Raw genomic sequence first — 16,760 nt, 5'->3', positions numbered from 1 at the left:
CGCGTCGAGGGATCGACGCGGGGCCGTTCCGGTCGCCGCTGATGCGCGCCCCGCGAGCCGGCGACGTGCCGCCGGAGCCAGGGGCCGGGTGGGGGGCCGCGGTCGGCGCGGCGGGATGCCTGACGGCCGCGGTGGTCGCCGTCGCCGGGGGCTGGCGCGGTGCCTTCGACAACCTGGGCGTGGCCTTCGTGCTGATCGCCGGGCTCGCCCTTCTCGTCGGGTCGCAGCCGGTGCCCGCCGGTGGGGCCTGGCCGGGCGCCTTCGGGCCGGCCGGTCTGCCGGCGGGCGCGCTGGGTGCCCGGCGCCGAGCGGGCGGGCCGGGCGCCGGCGGCAGTGATCTCACGGTGACCTTCCTGTTCGCGCTCCTGCTCGGTTGGGGAACGACGCCCGCGCTGGCGGCGCACCTGGTCGTCGGCGTCCTGCTGGAGCTCGTGCGGGGCGCGCGCCCGCGGTGGGTGATGGTGGTCGTCGGGCGCCGCTCGCTGGCGCTGTGCGCGGCGGGAGCCGTGGTGGCCGCGTACGGCCTCGGAGCCGATCTCGGGGCCGGGGATCTGCCCGAGGTCGCGCTCGCCGGCCTCGCGCTGTTCGCCGTCGACGACCTGCTCGGCCTGCCTACGCACCCGCGCGGGCCGGCGGCCGTCGGCGGCGCGGCCGGCCGTGGCGGGGGCCGTGCCCACGCCGGGTACCGGGCTCCCCTCGCCGACCTGCGGCGCCGGGTGGCGGGCGGGGTGGCGACGCTGTCCCTCGCGCCGCTGGTGGTGGTCGCCGCGGCGCGAAGCGCCTGGCTGGTGCCGCTGCTGCTGCCGGCGCTGCTGGTGGTGGCCCGGGTCGGTGAGGTCTCCCGGCAGAAGGAGCACGAGGCCCGCCATGACGGGCTCACCGGGCTGCCGAACCGGGCGGAGCTCGCCGAGCGCGCGGCCGCCAGCTTCCGCGCGGCCGAGCGGACCGGCTGCCGGGTCGGCCTGCTGCTGCTCGACCTGGACCGGTTCAAGGAGGTCAACGACCGGCTGGGGCACGAGGTCGGCGACCGGCTGCTGGTCGTCGCCGCGGCCCGGCTCACCGCCGCGCTGCGCCCCGGTGACGTCGTCGCGCGGCTGGGCGGCGACGAGTTCGCCGTCCTGCTGCCCGCGCTGCCGGCCGGCGAGGCGGGCCGGACGGTGGTCGGGGAGGTGGCCGGGCGCGTCCGCGGCGTGCTGCGTGCCCCGTACGAGATCGACGGGCAGTTCTGCGACGTCGACGCGAGCGTCGGGGTCGCGCTCTACCCGGACCACGGCGGCGACCTTCCCGCGCTGTCGCGGTGCGCCGACCTCGCCATGTACACCGCGAAGGAGCACCGCCTCGGCGTCCAGGCCTACGGGCCGCGTGACGCCAGCCGTGCCCGGCTACGAGCCCGGACGACCGCCGAACTCGGCTACGCCCTGGAGCACGGGCAGCTCGAGGTGCACTACCAGCCGCAGGCGGAGATCGCCGACGGGCGGGTGCGGCGGGTCGAGGCGCTGCTGCGCTGGCGGCACCCCAGCCGGGGGCTGCTGCTGCCGGGAGTCTTCGTCCCGCTCGCCGAGTCCGCCGGCCTGATCCGCCCGATCACGTCGTGGGTGATGGGCCGCGCGCTCGCGCAGGTCGCCCGGTGGAACGCGGCGGGGATCCCGGTGGCGGTCGCGCTGAACGCGTCCGCGCGTGACCTGCGCGACCCCGGCTTCGTCGGCTCGGTCGCGACCGCGCTGGCCGAGACCGGCCTGCCGGCCGCGGCGCTGACCTTCGAGGTCACCGAGGGCGCCGTCACCGCGGACGGTGACGAGCCGGCCGGGGCGCTGCGCGACCTGGCGGACCTCGGCGTGCGGGTCAGCCTGGATGACTTCGGCACCGGCCGGGTCTCCCTCGACGCGCTGCGGCGCCTGCCGTTCGAGGAGATCAAGATCGACCGGACCGTGATCGGCCGGATGGCGGGCGCCGACCGCGACGCCGACTTCGTCCGCGCGGTCGTTCGGATGGCCGCGGACCTGGGGCTGCGGGTCGTCGCCGAGGGCGTGGAGACCCCCGTCGAATGGCGCCGGCTGGCCGGCTTCGGCGCGGACGCGGCCCAGGGGTGGCACGTGGCGCCCGCGCTGCCCGCGGTGCTGCTCACCCCGTGGCTCGCCGCCGCGTCGGCGGAAACGGCCGCGCCGCCGCGGTCGGCAGCCGCGGTCAGCGGCGCGCAGCCGTGCTCAGCGGCCGGGGCCGGCCGTGCGGGCGAGGGTGGCGGCGATGCCGGCCAGGTGCGCGAGCCGGGCCACCTCGGAGGAGCGGAACGCGGGGCCTCCCGGCCGGCCGACCAGAACGGCCAGCCGTTCGTGCCCGACCGGGGCCGCGGCGAGCTCCATGTTGACCGCCTCCCAGCGGGCCGGGAACTCGCCGTCGTCCGGCACGACGCGCCGCGCCGCGCGCAGCGGCAGCCAGGGCAGCGGGAGGCGCACCCGCTCCGGAACGCCGAGGTCGTCGCCGCCCAGGCTCGGCGCGCCCACCGAGGCCTCCCGGACCCGGACGTCGCCCGGCCCCAGGTACTCGAGCAGCAGCGTCCAGTCGGCGTGGAAGACCCCGGCGACCAGGTCGGTCAGCACGGCCACGGCGTCGGCGGGGCGTTCGGCGAGCGCGTCGACGAGCTCGAGGTCCTCGCTGATCCCGGCGCCGTCGGCCTGGTAGGGCCGCAGCGACTCGACTGAGACCCCGGGCACGGAGTGGGCCGCGGTGAACAGCCGCTCGGCCAGGCCGCCCGGGGGCAGGAGCACGATCAGGTCGTCGACCGCCCCGGCCGGTGTGTGCTCCACCACGGTGAGGCTGACGATGTCGATGCCGGCGGCACCGAGTGCCGTGGCCACCGCTCCCAGCACACCGGGATGATCGGGAAGCAGGAGCCGGAGCAGGTACGACATGTGGTCGAGCATGCGCAAGGGGCGTGACGGAACGGTGGCCGCCGGGTCACGCCCGCGTGTCGCGCCGCCCTACCGACGCCCGCCGCGCCCATGCCGTGTCGCCAACCGCCACGGATGAGTCGGGGTGGGGTGGTGGGCCGTACGATGTGGGGAACGCCGACGTTGTGTTCGCCGGCATGTCACCGCCGGCAGCAACCGGCGCGGTAGTCGTCCGGCGCCCAGCCGGCCGGGCCGCGGTCAGGGTCGCCGGTAGCGGCCTGCCGCCGGTCGTGGCCACCACCGGGCCACCACCCGCACGACGGCGCGCGACGACCTGACCGATCTCGGGCCTGTGCCCACCGCCCACGAGGGGTCCACCGGAATGGCGATCACCCGGGACGAGGTAGCCAACCTCGCCCGCCTGTCGCGGATGTCCCTGTCCGACGCCGAGCTCGACGCGCTCGCGCCGCAGCTCGAGGCGATCCTCGGCGCCGTCGCGCGGGTCTCCGAGGTCGCGGCCGCGGACATCCCGCCGACCTCGCACGCCGTGCCGCTGACCAATGTCTTCCGCGCGGACGTGACCCGCCCGTCGCTGCCGGTCGCCGACGTCCTCGCCGGTGCGCCCGCCGCCGAGGAGGGCCGGTTCCGGGTGCCGCGCATTCTCGATCCGGACGAGTGAGGGGCACCAGGCCGCACATGACCGACGTTTCCAGCACCTCAACGCCTGCCGCCGCGGCTGCCGCCGGCGCGGGCGCCCCCCGCCGCACGGACGACGTCGTCCGGCTGACCGCCGCCGAGACGGCGGCCGCGATCGCCGCGGGCGAGCTGTCCGCGCAGGACGCGACCCTCGCCGCGCTCGACCGCATCGCCAAGGTCGACGAGGCCGTCCACGCCTTCCTGCATGTTGACGCCGAGGGCGCGCTCGCCGCCGCCCGCGCGATCGACGCCCGCCGCGCCGCCGGGGAGAAGCTCGGCCCGCTCGCCGGCGTCCCGCTCGCGCTCAAGGACGTGCTCACCGCGCGGGGCATGCCGACGACCTGCGGCAGCCGCATCCTGGAGGGCTGGCGGCCGCCGTACGACGCGACCGTGGTCTCCCGGTTGCGCGCCGCCGACGTGGTCATCCTCGGCAAGGTCAACATGGACGAGTTCGCGATGGGCTCGTCCACCGAGAACTCGGCGTACGGGCCGACCCGCAACCCGTGGGATCTCACCCGCATCCCCGGCGGCAGCAGCGGTGGCAGCGCGGCGGCGGTCGCCGCCTTCGAAGCGCCGCTGTCCATCGGCACCGACACCGGCGGGTCCATCCGCCAGCCGGCAGCGGTGTGCGGGCTGGTGGGGGTCAAGCCGACCTACGGCGGGGTGAGCCGCTACGGCCTGGTCGCGTTCTCCAGCTCGCTAGACCAGGCCGGGCCGCTGGCCCGCACCGTCGGCGACGCCGCCCTGCTGCACGCCGCGATCGCCGGGCACGACCCGCTGGACAGCACCAGCGTCGACCTGCCGGTGCCGCCGGTGGTCGAGGCCGCCGCGCGCCGCGACATCCGCGGCCTGCGGGTGGGCGTGGTGCGCGAGCTCTCCGGTGAGGGCTACGACCCGGGTGTGCAGGCGGCGTTCGACGCGGCGGTCCAGGAGCTGGCCGGTCTCGGCGCCGAGGTCGTGGAGGTGAGCTGCCCGCACTTCACCTACGCGCTGGCGGCGTACTACCTGATCGCGCCGAGCGAGTGCTCGTCCAACCTGGCCCGGTTCGACGCGATGCGGTTCGGGCTGCGCGCCGGGGACGACGGCCGGGCCGGTGCCGAGGAGGTCATGAGCCACACCCGCGACGTCGGCTTCGGTGCCGAGGTCAAGCGGCGGGTCATGCTCGGCACGTACGCGCTGTCCTCGGGCTACTACGACGCCTACTACGGGCAGGCGCAGAAGGTCCGGACGCTGATCAGCCGCGACTTCGCCGCCGCCTACGAGAAGGCCGACGTGCTGGTCTCGCCGACCACGCCGACGCCGGCCTTCCCGCTCGGCGACAAGGTGGACGACCCGGTGTCGATGTACCTGTCGGACCTGTGCACGATCCCGTCCAACCTGGCGGGCGGGCCGGCGATGAGCCTGCCGGCCGGCCTGGTGGGCGGGCTGCCCGCCGGCATCCAGATCATGGCCCCGGCGTTCGCGGACGACCGGCTCTACCTGGTCGGCGGAGCGCTCGAGGCCGCCCTGGAGGCGCGCCGCGGACATCCGCTGCTGGACGAGGCACCCGCGCTCTAGCGCCGGCACCCGGAACACCGGGAAGCTGGGAAGGCCGGGAAGCCGGGGAAGGTCGGGAAAGTAAGGACGAGGAGGGACATGGCCGGGTTGCGCAGCGGCCGGCAGGACCGCGCACTGCTGATGGTCGTCTGGGGGCTCACGCTCCTGGTGCTCGTCCTCGGCGGCCTGACGCTGAGCCCGATCCTGCTGGTCTGGGGGATCATCGGGCTGCCCGCCGCGATCGCGCTGAGTTACGTCCACGTCCGTGACACCCGCTCCGCTCCCCGCCCGCCCGCCGCGGGTGAGGAAGACGGCGTCGACGGCATCGAAGAGGAGTCATCCCGGTGAGCACATCGGCTCCCGTCATCGCCACCCCGTCCTACGAGGACGCCACCGCCCGGTACGAGTCGGTGATCGGGCTGGAGACCCACGTCGAACTYGGCACCGCGTCCAAGATGTTCTGCGGGTGCGCGACCGCCTTCGGTGCGGAGCCGAACACCCAGGTGTGCCCGGTCTGCCTGGGCCTGCCCGGCGCGCTGCCCGTGGTCAACGAGGCCGCGGTGCGTTTCGCGACGCTGATCGGGCTGGCGCTGAACTGTTCGATCGCGTCCTGGTGCCGGTTCGCCCGGAAGAACTACTTCTACCCGGACATGCCGAAGAACTTCCAGATCAGCCAGTACGACGAGCCACTGTGCTCGAACGGCTGGCTCGACGTCGAGGTCGAGGGCGAGATCCACCGGGTCGGGATCACCCGGGTGCACATGGAGGAGGACACCGGCAAGTCCCTGCACGTCGGCGGGGCGACCGGCCGCATCCACGGGGCGACCCACTCGCTGGTCGACTACAACCGCGCCGGCATCCCGCTGGTCGAGATCGTCACCGAGCCCGACATCCGCTCGCCGGAGGTCGCCCGCGCCTACGTCGACGAGCTGCGTGAGCTGTGCCGCGCGCTGGCCGTCTCGGACGTCCGGATGGACCAGGGCTCGCTGCGCTGCGACGCGAACGTCTCGCTGCGGCTGCGGCCCGCGCCCGGTGAGCCCGAGGCGCCGTTCGGCACCCGGTCGGAGACGAAGAACCTGAACTCGCTGCGCTCGGTCGAGCGGGCGGTGCGGTTCGAGATCGTCCGGCAGGCCGCGCTGCTGGACGCGGGCGACCGGGTCGTGCAGGAGACCCGGCACTTCGACGAGGCCTCCGGGCGGACGTCGTCGGGCCGCTCCAAGGAGGAGGCGACCGACTACCGGTACTTCCCCGAGCCGGACCTGACGCCCCTCGCGCTCACGCACGAGTACATCGAGGCCGTTCGCGCGGTGGTGCCGGAGCTGCCGGCGCAGCGGCGCGTCCGGCTCATCGCCGAGCACGGGTACACGGTGCGCGACATCCAGGAGATGCGCAACGCCGGGGTGCTCGACCTGGTCGAGGCGACGGTGGCCGCCGGGGCCAGCCCGCCCGCGGCCCGCAAGTGGTGGCTCAACGAGCTCGCCCGGCGCGCGGCGGACGCCGGGGTCGAGCCGCGCGAGCTGGCGATCGGCCCGGCTGACGTGGCGCGGATCTGCGAGCTGGTCGCGGCCGGGCAGCTCACCGACGCGCTCGGGCGCAAGGTCATCGACGGGGTGCTCGCCGGTGACGGCTCCGCCGACGAGGTCATCGCCGCCCGTGGCCTGGCCGTGGTCTCCGATGACTCGGCGCTGCGCGACGCGGTCGACACGGCGATCGCCGGCGCGCCCGACATCGCCGAGAAGGTGCGCGGCGGCAAGGTGAACGCCGTCGGCCCGCTGGTCGGCGCGGTTATGAAGGCGATGCGCGGCCAGGCCGACGCCGCGGCCGTCCGCCGCCTGCTGCTGGAGCGCCTCGAGGCCTCCTGACACATCCGGGGCGGCGACGTGGGCCACATCACTGGTTCCGTTCTCGCTCCGGGCCCGGGGCGGCCGGTGTGCGACGATCGTCAGTGATGCAATCGACCACGCCGGGCCGGATGCCGGCGACCACACAGGGGCGGCTGCTCGCCACCAGCGACATCCACGTCCGCCACCCCGACAACCGGGCGATCGTCGAGGCGATGCGCCCGGGCCGCCCCGACGACTGGCTGCTCGTCGTCGGCGACGTCGGGGAGCTCTACGAGGACGTCGAATGGGCGCTGCGGCTGCTCGCCGACCGCTTCGCGCAGGTCGTGTGGGTACCGGGCAACCACGAGCTGTGGACGCTGGGGCGGGACCAGACGTCGCTGCGCGGCGAGGCGCGCTACCGGCGCCTGGTCGACCTGTGCGCCGGGCTCGGCGTGCTCACCCCGGAGGACCCCTACCCACTGTGGACGGGTCAGGGCGGCCCGGCGCGCATCGTGCCGATGTTCCTGCTCTACGACTACACGTTCCGGCCCGAGGGCACCTCGACCAAGCAGGAGGCGCTCGCCGCCGCCTACGAGGCCGGCATCGTGTGCTCGGACGAGTCGGTCCTCTTCCCCGACCCGTACCCGACCCGGGACGACTGGTGCCGGGCCCGGGTCGAGCTGACCCGGCGGCGGCTCGACGCGTGCCCGCGCGACGTCCCGCTCGTTCTCGTGAACCACTTCCCGCTGGTGCGGGAGCCGACCAGGATCCTGCGTTACCCGGTGTTCGCCCAGTGGTGCGGCACCGAGCTGACCGCGGACTGGCACACCCGCTACAACGTCGCCGCCGTGGTCTACGGGCACCTGCACATTCCGCGGACGACCTGGTACGACGGGGTGCGGTTCGAGGAGGTCTCGGTCGGCTACCCGCGCGAGTGGCGGTCCTGGCCGGCCCGCCGGCCGGTGCTGCGCCAGATCCTGCCGGCGCCGACGGGCGAGCCGGTGCCCCCGTGGGGGGCGCCCCGGGACGAGTCCGCCGCCGCGGCGATCCGGTCCGGGCTGGCAACGGATCGGGTGGATTAAGCCGAACGTCCGGTCGGTCGGCGTGGTCCTCCGTGTTACCACCATCAGTGCATCCGCGTGTCGGCTTGCCGACGAGCGACGGCGCGTCGGATGCGGAGCGGGTTAGCCGTTCGTAGGGTGTGGTCGGGCCGCACGGTCCTGTCAGGCGGTTCTCCGAGCGAGGGGGGAGGCGAGCCGTCGTGCCTCTCACCCCGACGGGGTTCAGCCCGTCCATGTCACGCCGCCGAGGCCGGGGCCGCGGCCGGCGTAACGCACTCATCGTCGCGCTCGTTGTGGTCCTGCTGGCGGTCGGCGGCGGGGTGGCCTACTGGTTGAAGTCCCGCTCCGACGCGCGTGAGGCCGACCGCCGGGTGGCCGCGGTCGCCCACGCCTACCTGGACGCCTGGAAGACGCTGACGACCGCGCCGGCCGCCGAGGAACCGGCGGCGGGTGACCCGGGCGGCGGCACCGCGGCCGCACCGGCAGCATCGGCCGCGCCGGCAGCTGCCGGGCAGGGCGCACAGCCCGCTGCCGGGCAGGTCCGGGAGCGGGCGGGTGCCGCCGTGACGGCCCTCAGCACCGACGGCGACATCCCGGTCGGTGCCCTTGTCGGGCTGATGGGCGACGTGCGCGACCGGCTCTCGGTGACCGGGGCCGAGCTCGTCCCCGGCGAGCTGACCCGGTCGGGCACGAGCGCCACCGTCCCGTACACCGCGAAGCTGACGCTCGCCGGTTTCGCCGAGCCGCTGGCCTACGTGGGTGAGCTGGCCCTCGTCGACACCGGCGGCGGGCAGTGGAAGGTGCGGGCCCGGCCGTCCTCGGTGCACCCGTCCCTCAAGCCCGGCCTGCGCCTCGACCGCGCCGCGTCCACCGGCGAGCGCGGCGCCCTGCTCGACGTCAACGGGCGGCCGCTGGACGGCAGCCCCGAGCTCGCCGGGAACCTCGTCGGCCGGGTCGATCCGGCGTCCGGCCTGCAGCGGGTGTACGACGCCAGGCTGCGGCCGCAGGGCGGCTCGGTGGTGGTGCGCACCGACGGCAACGAGACCGTCGAGACCCTCAAGACCTACCCGAGCAGCAACGGCGAGGAGATCCGCACCACCATCAACCTGGACGTCCAGCGCGCGGGGGAGGCGGCGCTGGGGACCGCGTCGCGCCCCAACGGGGCCCTCGTCGCGATCGACACCCGTACCGGCGGGGTGCTGGCGGCGGTGAACCACCCGCTCAACGGCTACGGCCGGGCGGTGCGCGGCTCCTACCCGCCGGGCTCCACCTTCAAGATCGTGACGGCTACCGCGGCGCTGATGAGCGGCAAGGACGCCGACACCATGATCGACTGTACGCAGACGGTGAGCGTCGGCGGGCGCGAGTTCCGGAACGCCGAGGCGGAGCAGTTCGGGGCCATCCCGCTGCGGACGGTCTTCGCCAAGAGCTGCAACACCGCCTTCATCCGGCTCGAGCAGTCGCTGCCCGACGACGCGCTCGAGCGGGCCGCGAAGCTCTACGGGTTCGACAGCTCCGAGCCGTTGCCGATCGCCAGCGTGGGCGGCTCGTTCCCGACCCCGCGCGACGCCGTCGAGTCGGCGTCCGCCTCGATCGGGCAGGGGCGGGTGGCCGCGTCGCCGCTGCAGATGGCGAGCGTCGCCGCGGCGGTGGCCAGCGGCACCTGGCATCAGCCGTTCGTCGTCGGAGAGTCCCCGCGCAGCAACCCCCTCCCGGCCGAGGCACTGGGGCCGCTGCGGGACTTCATGCGCGCGGTGGTCACCGAGGGGACCGCGGCCGGCGTCCCGATGCCCGGCGACGTCCACGGCAAGACGGGCACGGCCGAGTACGCCGACGGCAACCCGCCGCCCACGCACGGCTGGTTCGTCGCCTACCGCGGCGACGTCGCCGTCGCGGTGGTGATCGAGGACGGCGGGTTCGGCGCCGAGTCGGCCGCGCCGGTGGTGTCGGCGTTCTACACCGCCCTCGACGGCGGCCAGGTCGGCGGCCCGCCCGCCGCGGCCGGCTGATCGGTTCCCTGCCACCCCGCCGGCATCGACCGGACCATGATCACATGGCCGTCGCCGGCGGGGTGGCGCATGCTTGTCTGGCGTCCCGGCGGGCGGCGCGGCGACTGTCGTCGCGGTGTCGGTGTTGTGGTCTGTCTCTCCGGACGCGACGTGGTGCTTGACGCGGTGGCGGATGTCGGGGATGGTTATCCGCATGCTGCTCGGCATTCTCGTACGTACGATTCTCGTAGGCTCGGAGCGCGTGTAGTCGGACCAGATCGGTCTCCGACCACCCGCGCCGCCCCTCAGTGCCCATGGCACGAGGGGTTTTTTCGTGTCCGGCCCCGACCCCGGCCCCGCGTGACGCCGTTCCCGGACACGGGCACGGCGGCAACGCCGCGCACGGCGACCACCCGTCGCCGTCCGTGGACCCGCCCGTGAACGACGTCCCGTCCGCACCTCGCCGGCCCCGTCAAGGAAGACGACAGATGACCAGAGAGACCAGACAGATCACCGGAGCGCAGTCGCTCGTCCACTCGCTCGAGGCGGTCGGTGCCGACGTGGTCTTCGGCATTCCGGGCGGGGCGATCCTGCCCGCCTACGATCCGCTGTTCGACTCCACCCGGGTCCGGCACGTGCTCGTCCGGCACGAGCAGGGTGCCGGGCACGCCGCCGAGGGGTATGCCCAGGCCACCGGGCGTGTCGGGGTCTGCATGGCGACGTCCGGGCCGGGCGCGACGAACCTCGTGACACCGATCGCGGACGCCTACATGGACTCGGTGCCCATCGTCGCCATCACCGGGCAGGTGCCGAGCGCGGCCATCGGCACCGACGCCTTCCAGGAAGCCGACATCTGCGGCATCACGCTGCCGATCACCAAGCACAACTTCCTGGTGCAGTCGGCGGACGACATCCCGCGCACGATCGCCGAGGCGTTCCATATCGCCTCGACGGGGCGCCCGGGCCCGGTGCTGGTCGACCTGCCGAAGGACATCCTGCAGGGCGTCACCTCGGTGCTGCCGCACGAGGTGTGGCCGCCCACGCTCGACCTGCCCGGCTACCGCCCGGTCACCCGGCCGCACGCCAAGCAGGTCCGAGAGGCGGCCAAGATGATCAGTGCGGCGCGCCGGCCGGTGCTCTACGTGGGCGGTGGGGTGCTGAAGGCCCGTGCCGCCGCCGAGCTGCGGGTGCTCGCCGAGCTCACCGGCATCCCGGTGGTCACCACGCTGATGGCGCGCGGCGCGTTCCCCGACTCCCACCCGCAGCACCTGGGCATGCCCGGGATGCACGGCTCCGTCGCCGCGGTCACCGCGATGCAGAAGGCCGACCTGCTGATCACCCTGGGGGCCAGGTTCGACGACCGGGTCACCGGCAAGCTGTCGTCGTTCGCGCCCGGCGCGGCCGTCATCCACGCCGACATCGACCCGGCCGAGATCGGCAAGAACCGGATCGCCGACGTGCCGATCGTGGGCGACTGCCGGGAGGTCATCGCCGACCTGACCGCGGCACTGCGCACCGAGGAACGCCCCGACCTGGAGGGCTGGTGGCGGTCGCTGGACCGCTGGCGCAAGACCTACCCGCTCGGCTACGACCAGCCCGCCGACGGCTCGCTCGCCCCGCAGCAGGTCATCGAGCGGATCGGCCGGATCGCCGGCCCGGAGACCGTTTTCGCGGCCGGGGTGGGGCAGCACCAGATGTGGGCCGCCCAGTTCATCTCCTACGAGCACCCCTACACCTGGCTGAACTCCGGCGGCGCCGGCACCATGGGCTACGCCGTGCCGGCCGCGATGGGCGCCAAGGTCGGCCGCCCGGAGGCCACCGTGTGGGCGATCGACGGCGACGGCTGCTTCCAAATGACCAACCAGGAGCTCGCCACCTGCGCCCTGGAGGGCATCCCGATCAAGGTCGCGGTCATCAACAACGGTTCGCTGGGCATGGTCCGGCAGTGGCAGACGCTCTTCTACGACAAGCGCTACTCGAACACCGACCTGGGCACCCACCCGGTGTCGGCGCGCACCGGGGTGACCCGGGTCCCCGACTTCGTGCGCCTCGCCGAGGCCCTGGGCTGCGTCGGCCTGCGCTGTGAGTCGCCCGCGGACGTGGACGCCACGATCGAGAAGGCGATGAGCATCGACGACGCCCCGGTCGTGGTCGACTTCGTGGTCCACCCCGACGCGATGGTGTGGCCGATGGTGGCCGCCGGCTCGAGCAACGACGAGATCCGCGTCGCCCGCGACATCGCCCCCGACTTCGACTACTCCGGCGACGCGGAGGTCAACCTGTGACCCGGCACACTCTCTCGGTGCTCGTCGAGAACAAGCCCGGCGTCCTGGCCCGGGTGTCCGGTCTGTTCTCCCGGCGCGGCTTCAACATCGAGTCGCTCGCCGTCGGGCCGACCGAGCACGCGGACGTCTCCCGGATGACGATCGTCGTCGCGGTGGAGGACCTGCCGCTGGAGCAGGTCACCAAGCAGCTCAACAAGCTGGTGAACGTGCTGAAGATCGTGGAGATGGACACGGCCGTCTCCGTGCAGCGCGAGCTGATGCTGGTCAAGGTGCGGGCCGACCTCTCGGTCCGCTCCCAGGTGCTCGAGACCGTGCAGCTCTTCCGGGCCAAGGTCGTGGACGTCGCCCCCGACGCGGTGACGATCGAGGCCACCGGTACCCGTGACAAGCTGGACGCGCTCATCCGCATGCTGGAGCCCTTCGGGATCCGCGAGCTGGTCCAGTCCGGCATGGTCGCGCTCGGCCGCGGGTCGCGGTCGATCACCGATCGCAGTCTGCGCGCCGTCGAGCGCTCGGCCTGACTCCCATCCCTCATTCACCCCTCATTTCCCTCGAGGAGATTCACCGAAGATGGTCGAGATCTACTACGACGACGACGCCAACCTCGACAACCTGGCCGACCGCAAGGTCGCCGTGATCGGCTTCGGCAGCCAGGGGCACGCGCACGCGCTGAACCTGCGCGACAGCGGGGTCGACGTCCGCGTCGGGCTGCCGGAGACGAGCACCAGTCGGGCCAAGGCCGAGGAGCAGGGCCTGCGGGTGGTGACCCCGGCGGAGGCGTCCGCCGAGGCCGACATCATCATGATCCTCACGCCGGACACGACCCACCGCAAGATCTACGCCGAGTCGATCGCGCCGCACCTCACCCCCGGCAAGGCGCTGGCGTTCGGGCACGGGTTCAACATCCGGTACGGCCTCATCGAGCCGCCGGCCGGCGTCGACGTCTTCATGGTCGCGCCCAAGGGCCCGGGTCACCTCGTCCGCCGGGTGTTCGTCGAGGGCAAGGGCGTACCGGTGCTCGTCGCCGTCGAGGCCGACGCCACCGGCAAGGCGCTCGACATCGCGCTCGCCTACGCGAAGGGCATCGGCGGCACCCGGGCCGGCGCGCTGCGCACGACCTTCACCGAGGAGACCGAGACCGACCTGTTCGGCGAGCAGGCGGTGCTCTGCGGCGGCGCCAGCGCGCTGGTCCAGGCCGGCTTCGAGACACTGGTCGAGGCGGGCTACACCCCCGAGGTCGCGTACTTCGAGTGCCTGCACGAGCTGAAGCTGATCGTCGACCTCATGTACGAGGGCGGCATCTCGCAGATGCGCTACTCCATCTCGGACACCGCCGAGTACGGCGACGTCACTCGCGGCCCGCGGGTGATCACCCCGGCGGTCAAGGCCGAGATGCGCAAGATCCTCGACGAGATCCAGGACGGGACGTTCGCCCGCGAGTGGGTCGCCGAGGACGACGCGGGCCGGGCCACCTTCACCAAGCTCGTCGAGGAGGGCAAGCAGCACCCGATCGAGCAGGTCGGTGGCAAGCTCCGCCCGATGATGTCCTGGATCGCGAAGGACTGAGGCGAGCCGGGCCGGGCGGCACGTGCCGCCCGGCCCGTCGACGTGCGCCCGCGCCCGCCACAGGTGAGAGCGGGCACACCCGTCGCGGCGCCCGAACGTGCGGAGCTGCGTCTGTAGGCTGTACCCGCACCGAACCGCCCACCGATTCGACATCGTCGTCGTCCGCCCGGGCCGCGGCGCAGCGTGTCCACGCCGCTGCGTCCTCCTCAGCGGTGGCCGGCGACGAGCGTGCTAGGAGCAACCGTGCCCGTCGTACTCGTCGCCGAGGAACTCTCACCGGCCGGGCTGGAGGTCCTGTCCGGGGACTTCGAGATCCGTCATGTGGACGGGGCCGACCGATCCGCCCTGCTGCCGGCGCTGGCGGACGTCGACGCGGTCCTCATCCGCTCGGCAACGAAGATCGACGCCGAGGCGCTCGCGGCCGCCCCGCGACTGAAGGTCGTGGCCCGCGCCGGGATCGGGCTCGACAACGTCGACGTCCCCGCCGCCACCAACCGCGGCGTCATGGTGGTGAACGCGCCGCAGTCGAACATCGTCAGTGCCGCCGAGCACGCCATCGCACTGCTGCTCGCGGTCGCCCGCCGGGTCCCGGCCGCCCATGAGTCGCTCGTCGGCGGTGAGTGGAAGCGCTCGAAGTACGTCGGCGTGGAGCTGACGGAGAAGACCGCGGGCGTCGTCGGCCTCGGCCGCATCGGTGTCCTGGTCGCGCAGCGGCTGGCGGCCTTCGGCATGAAGGTCCTGGCCTACGACCCCTATGTCTCCGTCGCCCGCGCCTCGCAGCTCGGTGTGCGCCTGGTGGACCTCGACGAGCTGCTCACGTCCAGCGACGTCATCACGATCCACCTGCCGAAGACACCCGAGACGCTGGGGCTCATCGGGGCCGACGAGCTGGCCAGGGTGAAGCCGGGCGTGATCATCGTCAACGCGGCGCGCGGCGGCCTGGTCGACGAGGGCGCCCTGGCCGACGCGGTCCGGTCCGGCCGGGTCGGCGGTGTCGGGCTCGACGTGTACGTCAAGGAGCCGACCACCTCCTCGCCGCTGTTCGGGCTGGAGAACGTCGTCGTCACCCCGCACCTGGGCGCCTCGACGCAGGAGGCGCAGGACAAGGCCGGTCTGGCCGTGGCCCGTTCGGTGCGCCTCGCCCTCAGCGGCGAGTTCGTCCCGGACGCGGTGAACGTGCAGGCCGGCGGGGTCGTGGCCGAGGACGTGCGGCCCGGTCTGCCGCTGGCGGAGAAGCTGGGCCAGCTCTTCTCCGGGCTGGCCGCGGGCGTGGCCGCCGCGATCACCGTCGAGGTGCGCGGCGAGATCGCCGCGCACGACGTGTCGGTGCTGCAGCTCGCCGTCCTCAAGGGTGTCTTCATCGACATCGTCGAGGAGCAGGTCACCTACGTGAACGCGCCGCTGATCGCCAAGGAGCGCGGCGTCGACGTGGCGCTGGAGACCTCCGAGGAGAGCCCGGACTACCGCAACCTCGTCACGGTGCGCGGCGTCCTGCCCGACGGGACGGCGGTGTCGGTCAGCGGGACGCTCGTCGGTTCCCGCCAGGTCGAGAAGATCACCGCGATCGACGGGTTCGAGGTCGACCTGCGTCCCGAGGACCACCTGGCGTTCTTCCGTTACGAGGATCGTCCCGGCATCGTCGGGGCCGTCGGCGCGCTGCTGGGCGAGGYCCACATCAACATCGCCAACGCTCAGGTCAGCCGGCTCAGCGCCGGTGGCGAGGCCCTCATGTCGCTGTCCCTGGACGACGCGGTGGCGCCCGACATCCTGGCCGAGATCGCCAAGATCATCGGTGCGTCGTACGCCCGCGCGGTGAGCATCTCCGCGGGCTGAGCGCGCCCCGGTGCAGGTAGGGCGCCTGTGCGGCAAGATTCTCCGTACTTGACCGGGGTCGTGACGACTCGGCCCGGTGTGGGTGATCTTTAGCGGGAAGCGGCGCTCTTGCGCGCTTGCGCGCGTTACCGTGACAGGCATGGCGGCACGGCACCCGGATCCGTTCGAGGACCTTCGGCTCGACGAGCGCTTCGTCCGGTCGGCCCGGTTTCTCGAACCATCGGCCCGTGAGCGGGCCGGTCAGGTTGCTCGGGGCCACGGGACACGGTGCCAGGTGGTGCCCGCGCCCCGTGGGCTGCAGGGATTCGTTCACCGGTTGTTCGTCGCGCCGCCACGCCCGGCGCCGCGGACGAGGCGACTCACCCGGGTGCTGGCGGTTGTCACGCTCGCCGTCGGCATGATCAGCCTGACGTTCGTGGCGCTGCGTCAGACCGCGGGCCGCGGCACACCGGTGGCGACGGAACCGCTGCCGGTCTCGCAGGTCAGCACCCCCGTCGGCGGGCCGGCGTCGGCGAGCAGCGGGGGTGAGCTCGCCGACGGCGCCGCGGCCACCGGGAGCGGGGGCGGTGTCGGGTTCTCGGCCAGCTCGGTTCCGCTCACCGTCGACCCCGCGGTCGGGGTGCCGGGGGGCTTCGACCTGGCGCCCGGGCTGTTCGCCGCGATCCGCAAGGGTGACTGCATGGCCTGGTCGGCCCGGTCCGTGTCTCCGGTCACGCCGGTCCGCGTCGACTGTGCGGCCCCGCACGTCGACGAGGTCACGAAGATCGTCAATCTCGGCGGCCGCTTCGCCGACTGGCCCGGCGTCGAGGTCCTGCACACCACGGCGCGGGACGTCTGCGCCGGGTCGATGCGCGAGTACGTCGGCGCCCTCGACGTGGCCCCGCACCAGGTCGTCGGGTCGGTGCGGCCGGACGAGGCGAGCTGGGAGCGGGGGGTGCGAGCCGTGGTCTGCACCATCCGCTCGGATGATCTCGCCGCGCGCTCGGGGCGGTTCGTGGTGGCTGGCGTGGTGGCTGGCACCGTCCGGAGCTGACCGCTGGGCCGGCGGGTGGGCTGGGCGATCCGGTAAACTGCCACCGTGATG

The 16,760-nt window shown here is 73.7% G+C and carries 12 protein-coding genes and 1 pseudogene; 12 read left to right on the top strand and 1 reads right to left on the bottom strand.

Translation table 11 applies throughout. From position 1 onward, the window contains the following. The first annotated feature begins 41 nt into the window (after positions 1 to 41). A complete protein-coding gene (locus BBK14_RS41630) occupies positions 42 to 2,699 on the top strand; it encodes an EAL domain-containing protein (protein ID WP_198541208.1) in 2,658 nt (885 codons plus the stop codon). Between the two features lie 84 nt (positions 2,700 to 2,783). On the opposite strand, the pseudogene BBK14_RS42730 reads toward BBK14_RS41630, so the two are convergent. Continuing rightward, a pseudogene (locus BBK14_RS42730) lies at positions 2,784 to 2,909 on the bottom strand (ACT domain-containing protein); the annotation flags it as partial. A 361-nt stretch (positions 2,910 to 3,270) separates the two neighbouring features. Between BBK14_RS42730 and gatC the strand changes: the two are divergent. From gatC to BBK14_RS08175, 11 genes are all read left to right on the top strand, one after another. Beyond that, entirely contained in the window at positions 3,271 to 3,567 is a 297-nt protein-coding gene (gene gatC / locus BBK14_RS08225) for an Asp-tRNA(Asn)/Glu-tRNA(Gln) amidotransferase subunit GatC (RefSeq protein WP_020458721.1), read from the top strand. A 17-nt stretch (positions 3,568 to 3,584) separates the two neighbouring features. Then, positions 3,585 to 5,141 carry an Asp-tRNA(Asn)/Glu-tRNA(Gln) amidotransferase subunit GatA gene (gene gatA, locus BBK14_RS08220; RefSeq protein ID WP_241831294.1) on the top strand — a complete coding sequence of 519 codons (1,557 nt, stop codon included), beginning with the start codon at positions 3,585 to 3,587 and terminating at the stop codon, positions 5,139 to 5,141. Between the two features lie 78 nt (positions 5,142 to 5,219). Next, on the top strand, positions 5,220 to 5,468 hold the full coding sequence (locus tag BBK14_RS08215; RefSeq protein ID WP_071060687.1) for a hypothetical protein: 249 nt from the start codon (positions 5,220 to 5,222) through the stop codon (positions 5,466 to 5,468). After that, positions 5,465 to 6,982, top strand: coding sequence for an Asp-tRNA(Asn)/Glu-tRNA(Gln) amidotransferase subunit GatB (gatB, locus tag BBK14_RS08210; RefSeq protein WP_071060685.1), 1,518 nt, complete (start codon positions 5,465 to 5,467; stop codon positions 6,980 to 6,982). The genes BBK14_RS08215 and gatB overlap by 4 nt, the downstream gene beginning before the upstream one ends. A gap of 86 nt (positions 6,983 to 7,068) precedes the next feature. Next, on the top strand, positions 7,069 to 8,025 hold the full coding sequence (locus BBK14_RS08205; protein ID WP_373693931.1) for a metallophosphoesterase family protein: 957 nt from the start codon (positions 7,069 to 7,071) through the stop codon (positions 8,023 to 8,025). Between the two features lie 179 nt (positions 8,026 to 8,204). Then, the gene (locus BBK14_RS08200; protein ID WP_071060683.1) at positions 8,205 to 10,013 is read left to right on the top strand and encodes a penicillin-binding transpeptidase domain-containing protein; all 1,809 of its coding nucleotides are present in this window, start codon (positions 8,205 to 8,207) and stop codon (positions 10,011 to 10,013) included. Positions 10,014 to 10,306: 293 nt separating this feature from the next. Next, a complete protein-coding gene (locus BBK14_RS08195; protein ID WP_255565721.1) occupies positions 10,307 to 12,277 on the top strand; it encodes an acetolactate synthase large subunit in 1,971 nt (656 codons plus the stop codon). Further along, complete coding sequence (gene ilvN, locus BBK14_RS08190; RefSeq protein ID WP_020458728.1) at positions 12,274 to 12,798, top strand: acetolactate synthase small subunit; 525 nt, start codon at positions 12,274 to 12,276, stop codon at positions 12,796 to 12,798. Before BBK14_RS08195 ends, ilvN begins: the two co-directional genes overlap by 4 nt. Before the next feature lie 49 nt (positions 12,799 to 12,847). Then, positions 12,848 to 13,843, top strand: a complete 996-nt coding sequence (gene ilvC, locus BBK14_RS08185; protein WP_020458729.1) for a ketol-acid reductoisomerase — start codon at positions 12,848 to 12,850, stop codon at positions 13,841 to 13,843. 243 nt (positions 13,844 to 14,086) lie between these two features. Next, positions 14,087 to 15,676, top strand: a complete 1,590-nt coding sequence (gene serA / locus BBK14_RS08180; protein ID WP_071060679.1) for a phosphoglycerate dehydrogenase — start codon at positions 14,087 to 14,089, stop codon at positions 15,674 to 15,676. A 139-nt stretch (positions 15,677 to 15,815) separates the two neighbouring features. After that, positions 15,816 to 16,709 (top strand): septum formation family protein, encoded by an 894-nt coding sequence (locus BBK14_RS08175; protein WP_071060677.1) that lies wholly within the window; start codon positions 15,816 to 15,818, stop codon positions 16,707 to 16,709. Positions 16,710 to 16,760: the final 51 nt, after the last annotated feature.

Source organism: Parafrankia soli, assembly GCF_001854695.1.
Lineage (GTDB): Bacteria > Actinomycetota > Actinomycetes > Frankiales > Frankiaceae > Parafrankia > Parafrankia soli.
The sequence above is the reverse complement of the archived record's forward strand: the minus strand, read 5'-3'. Positions and strand labels throughout refer to the sequence as shown.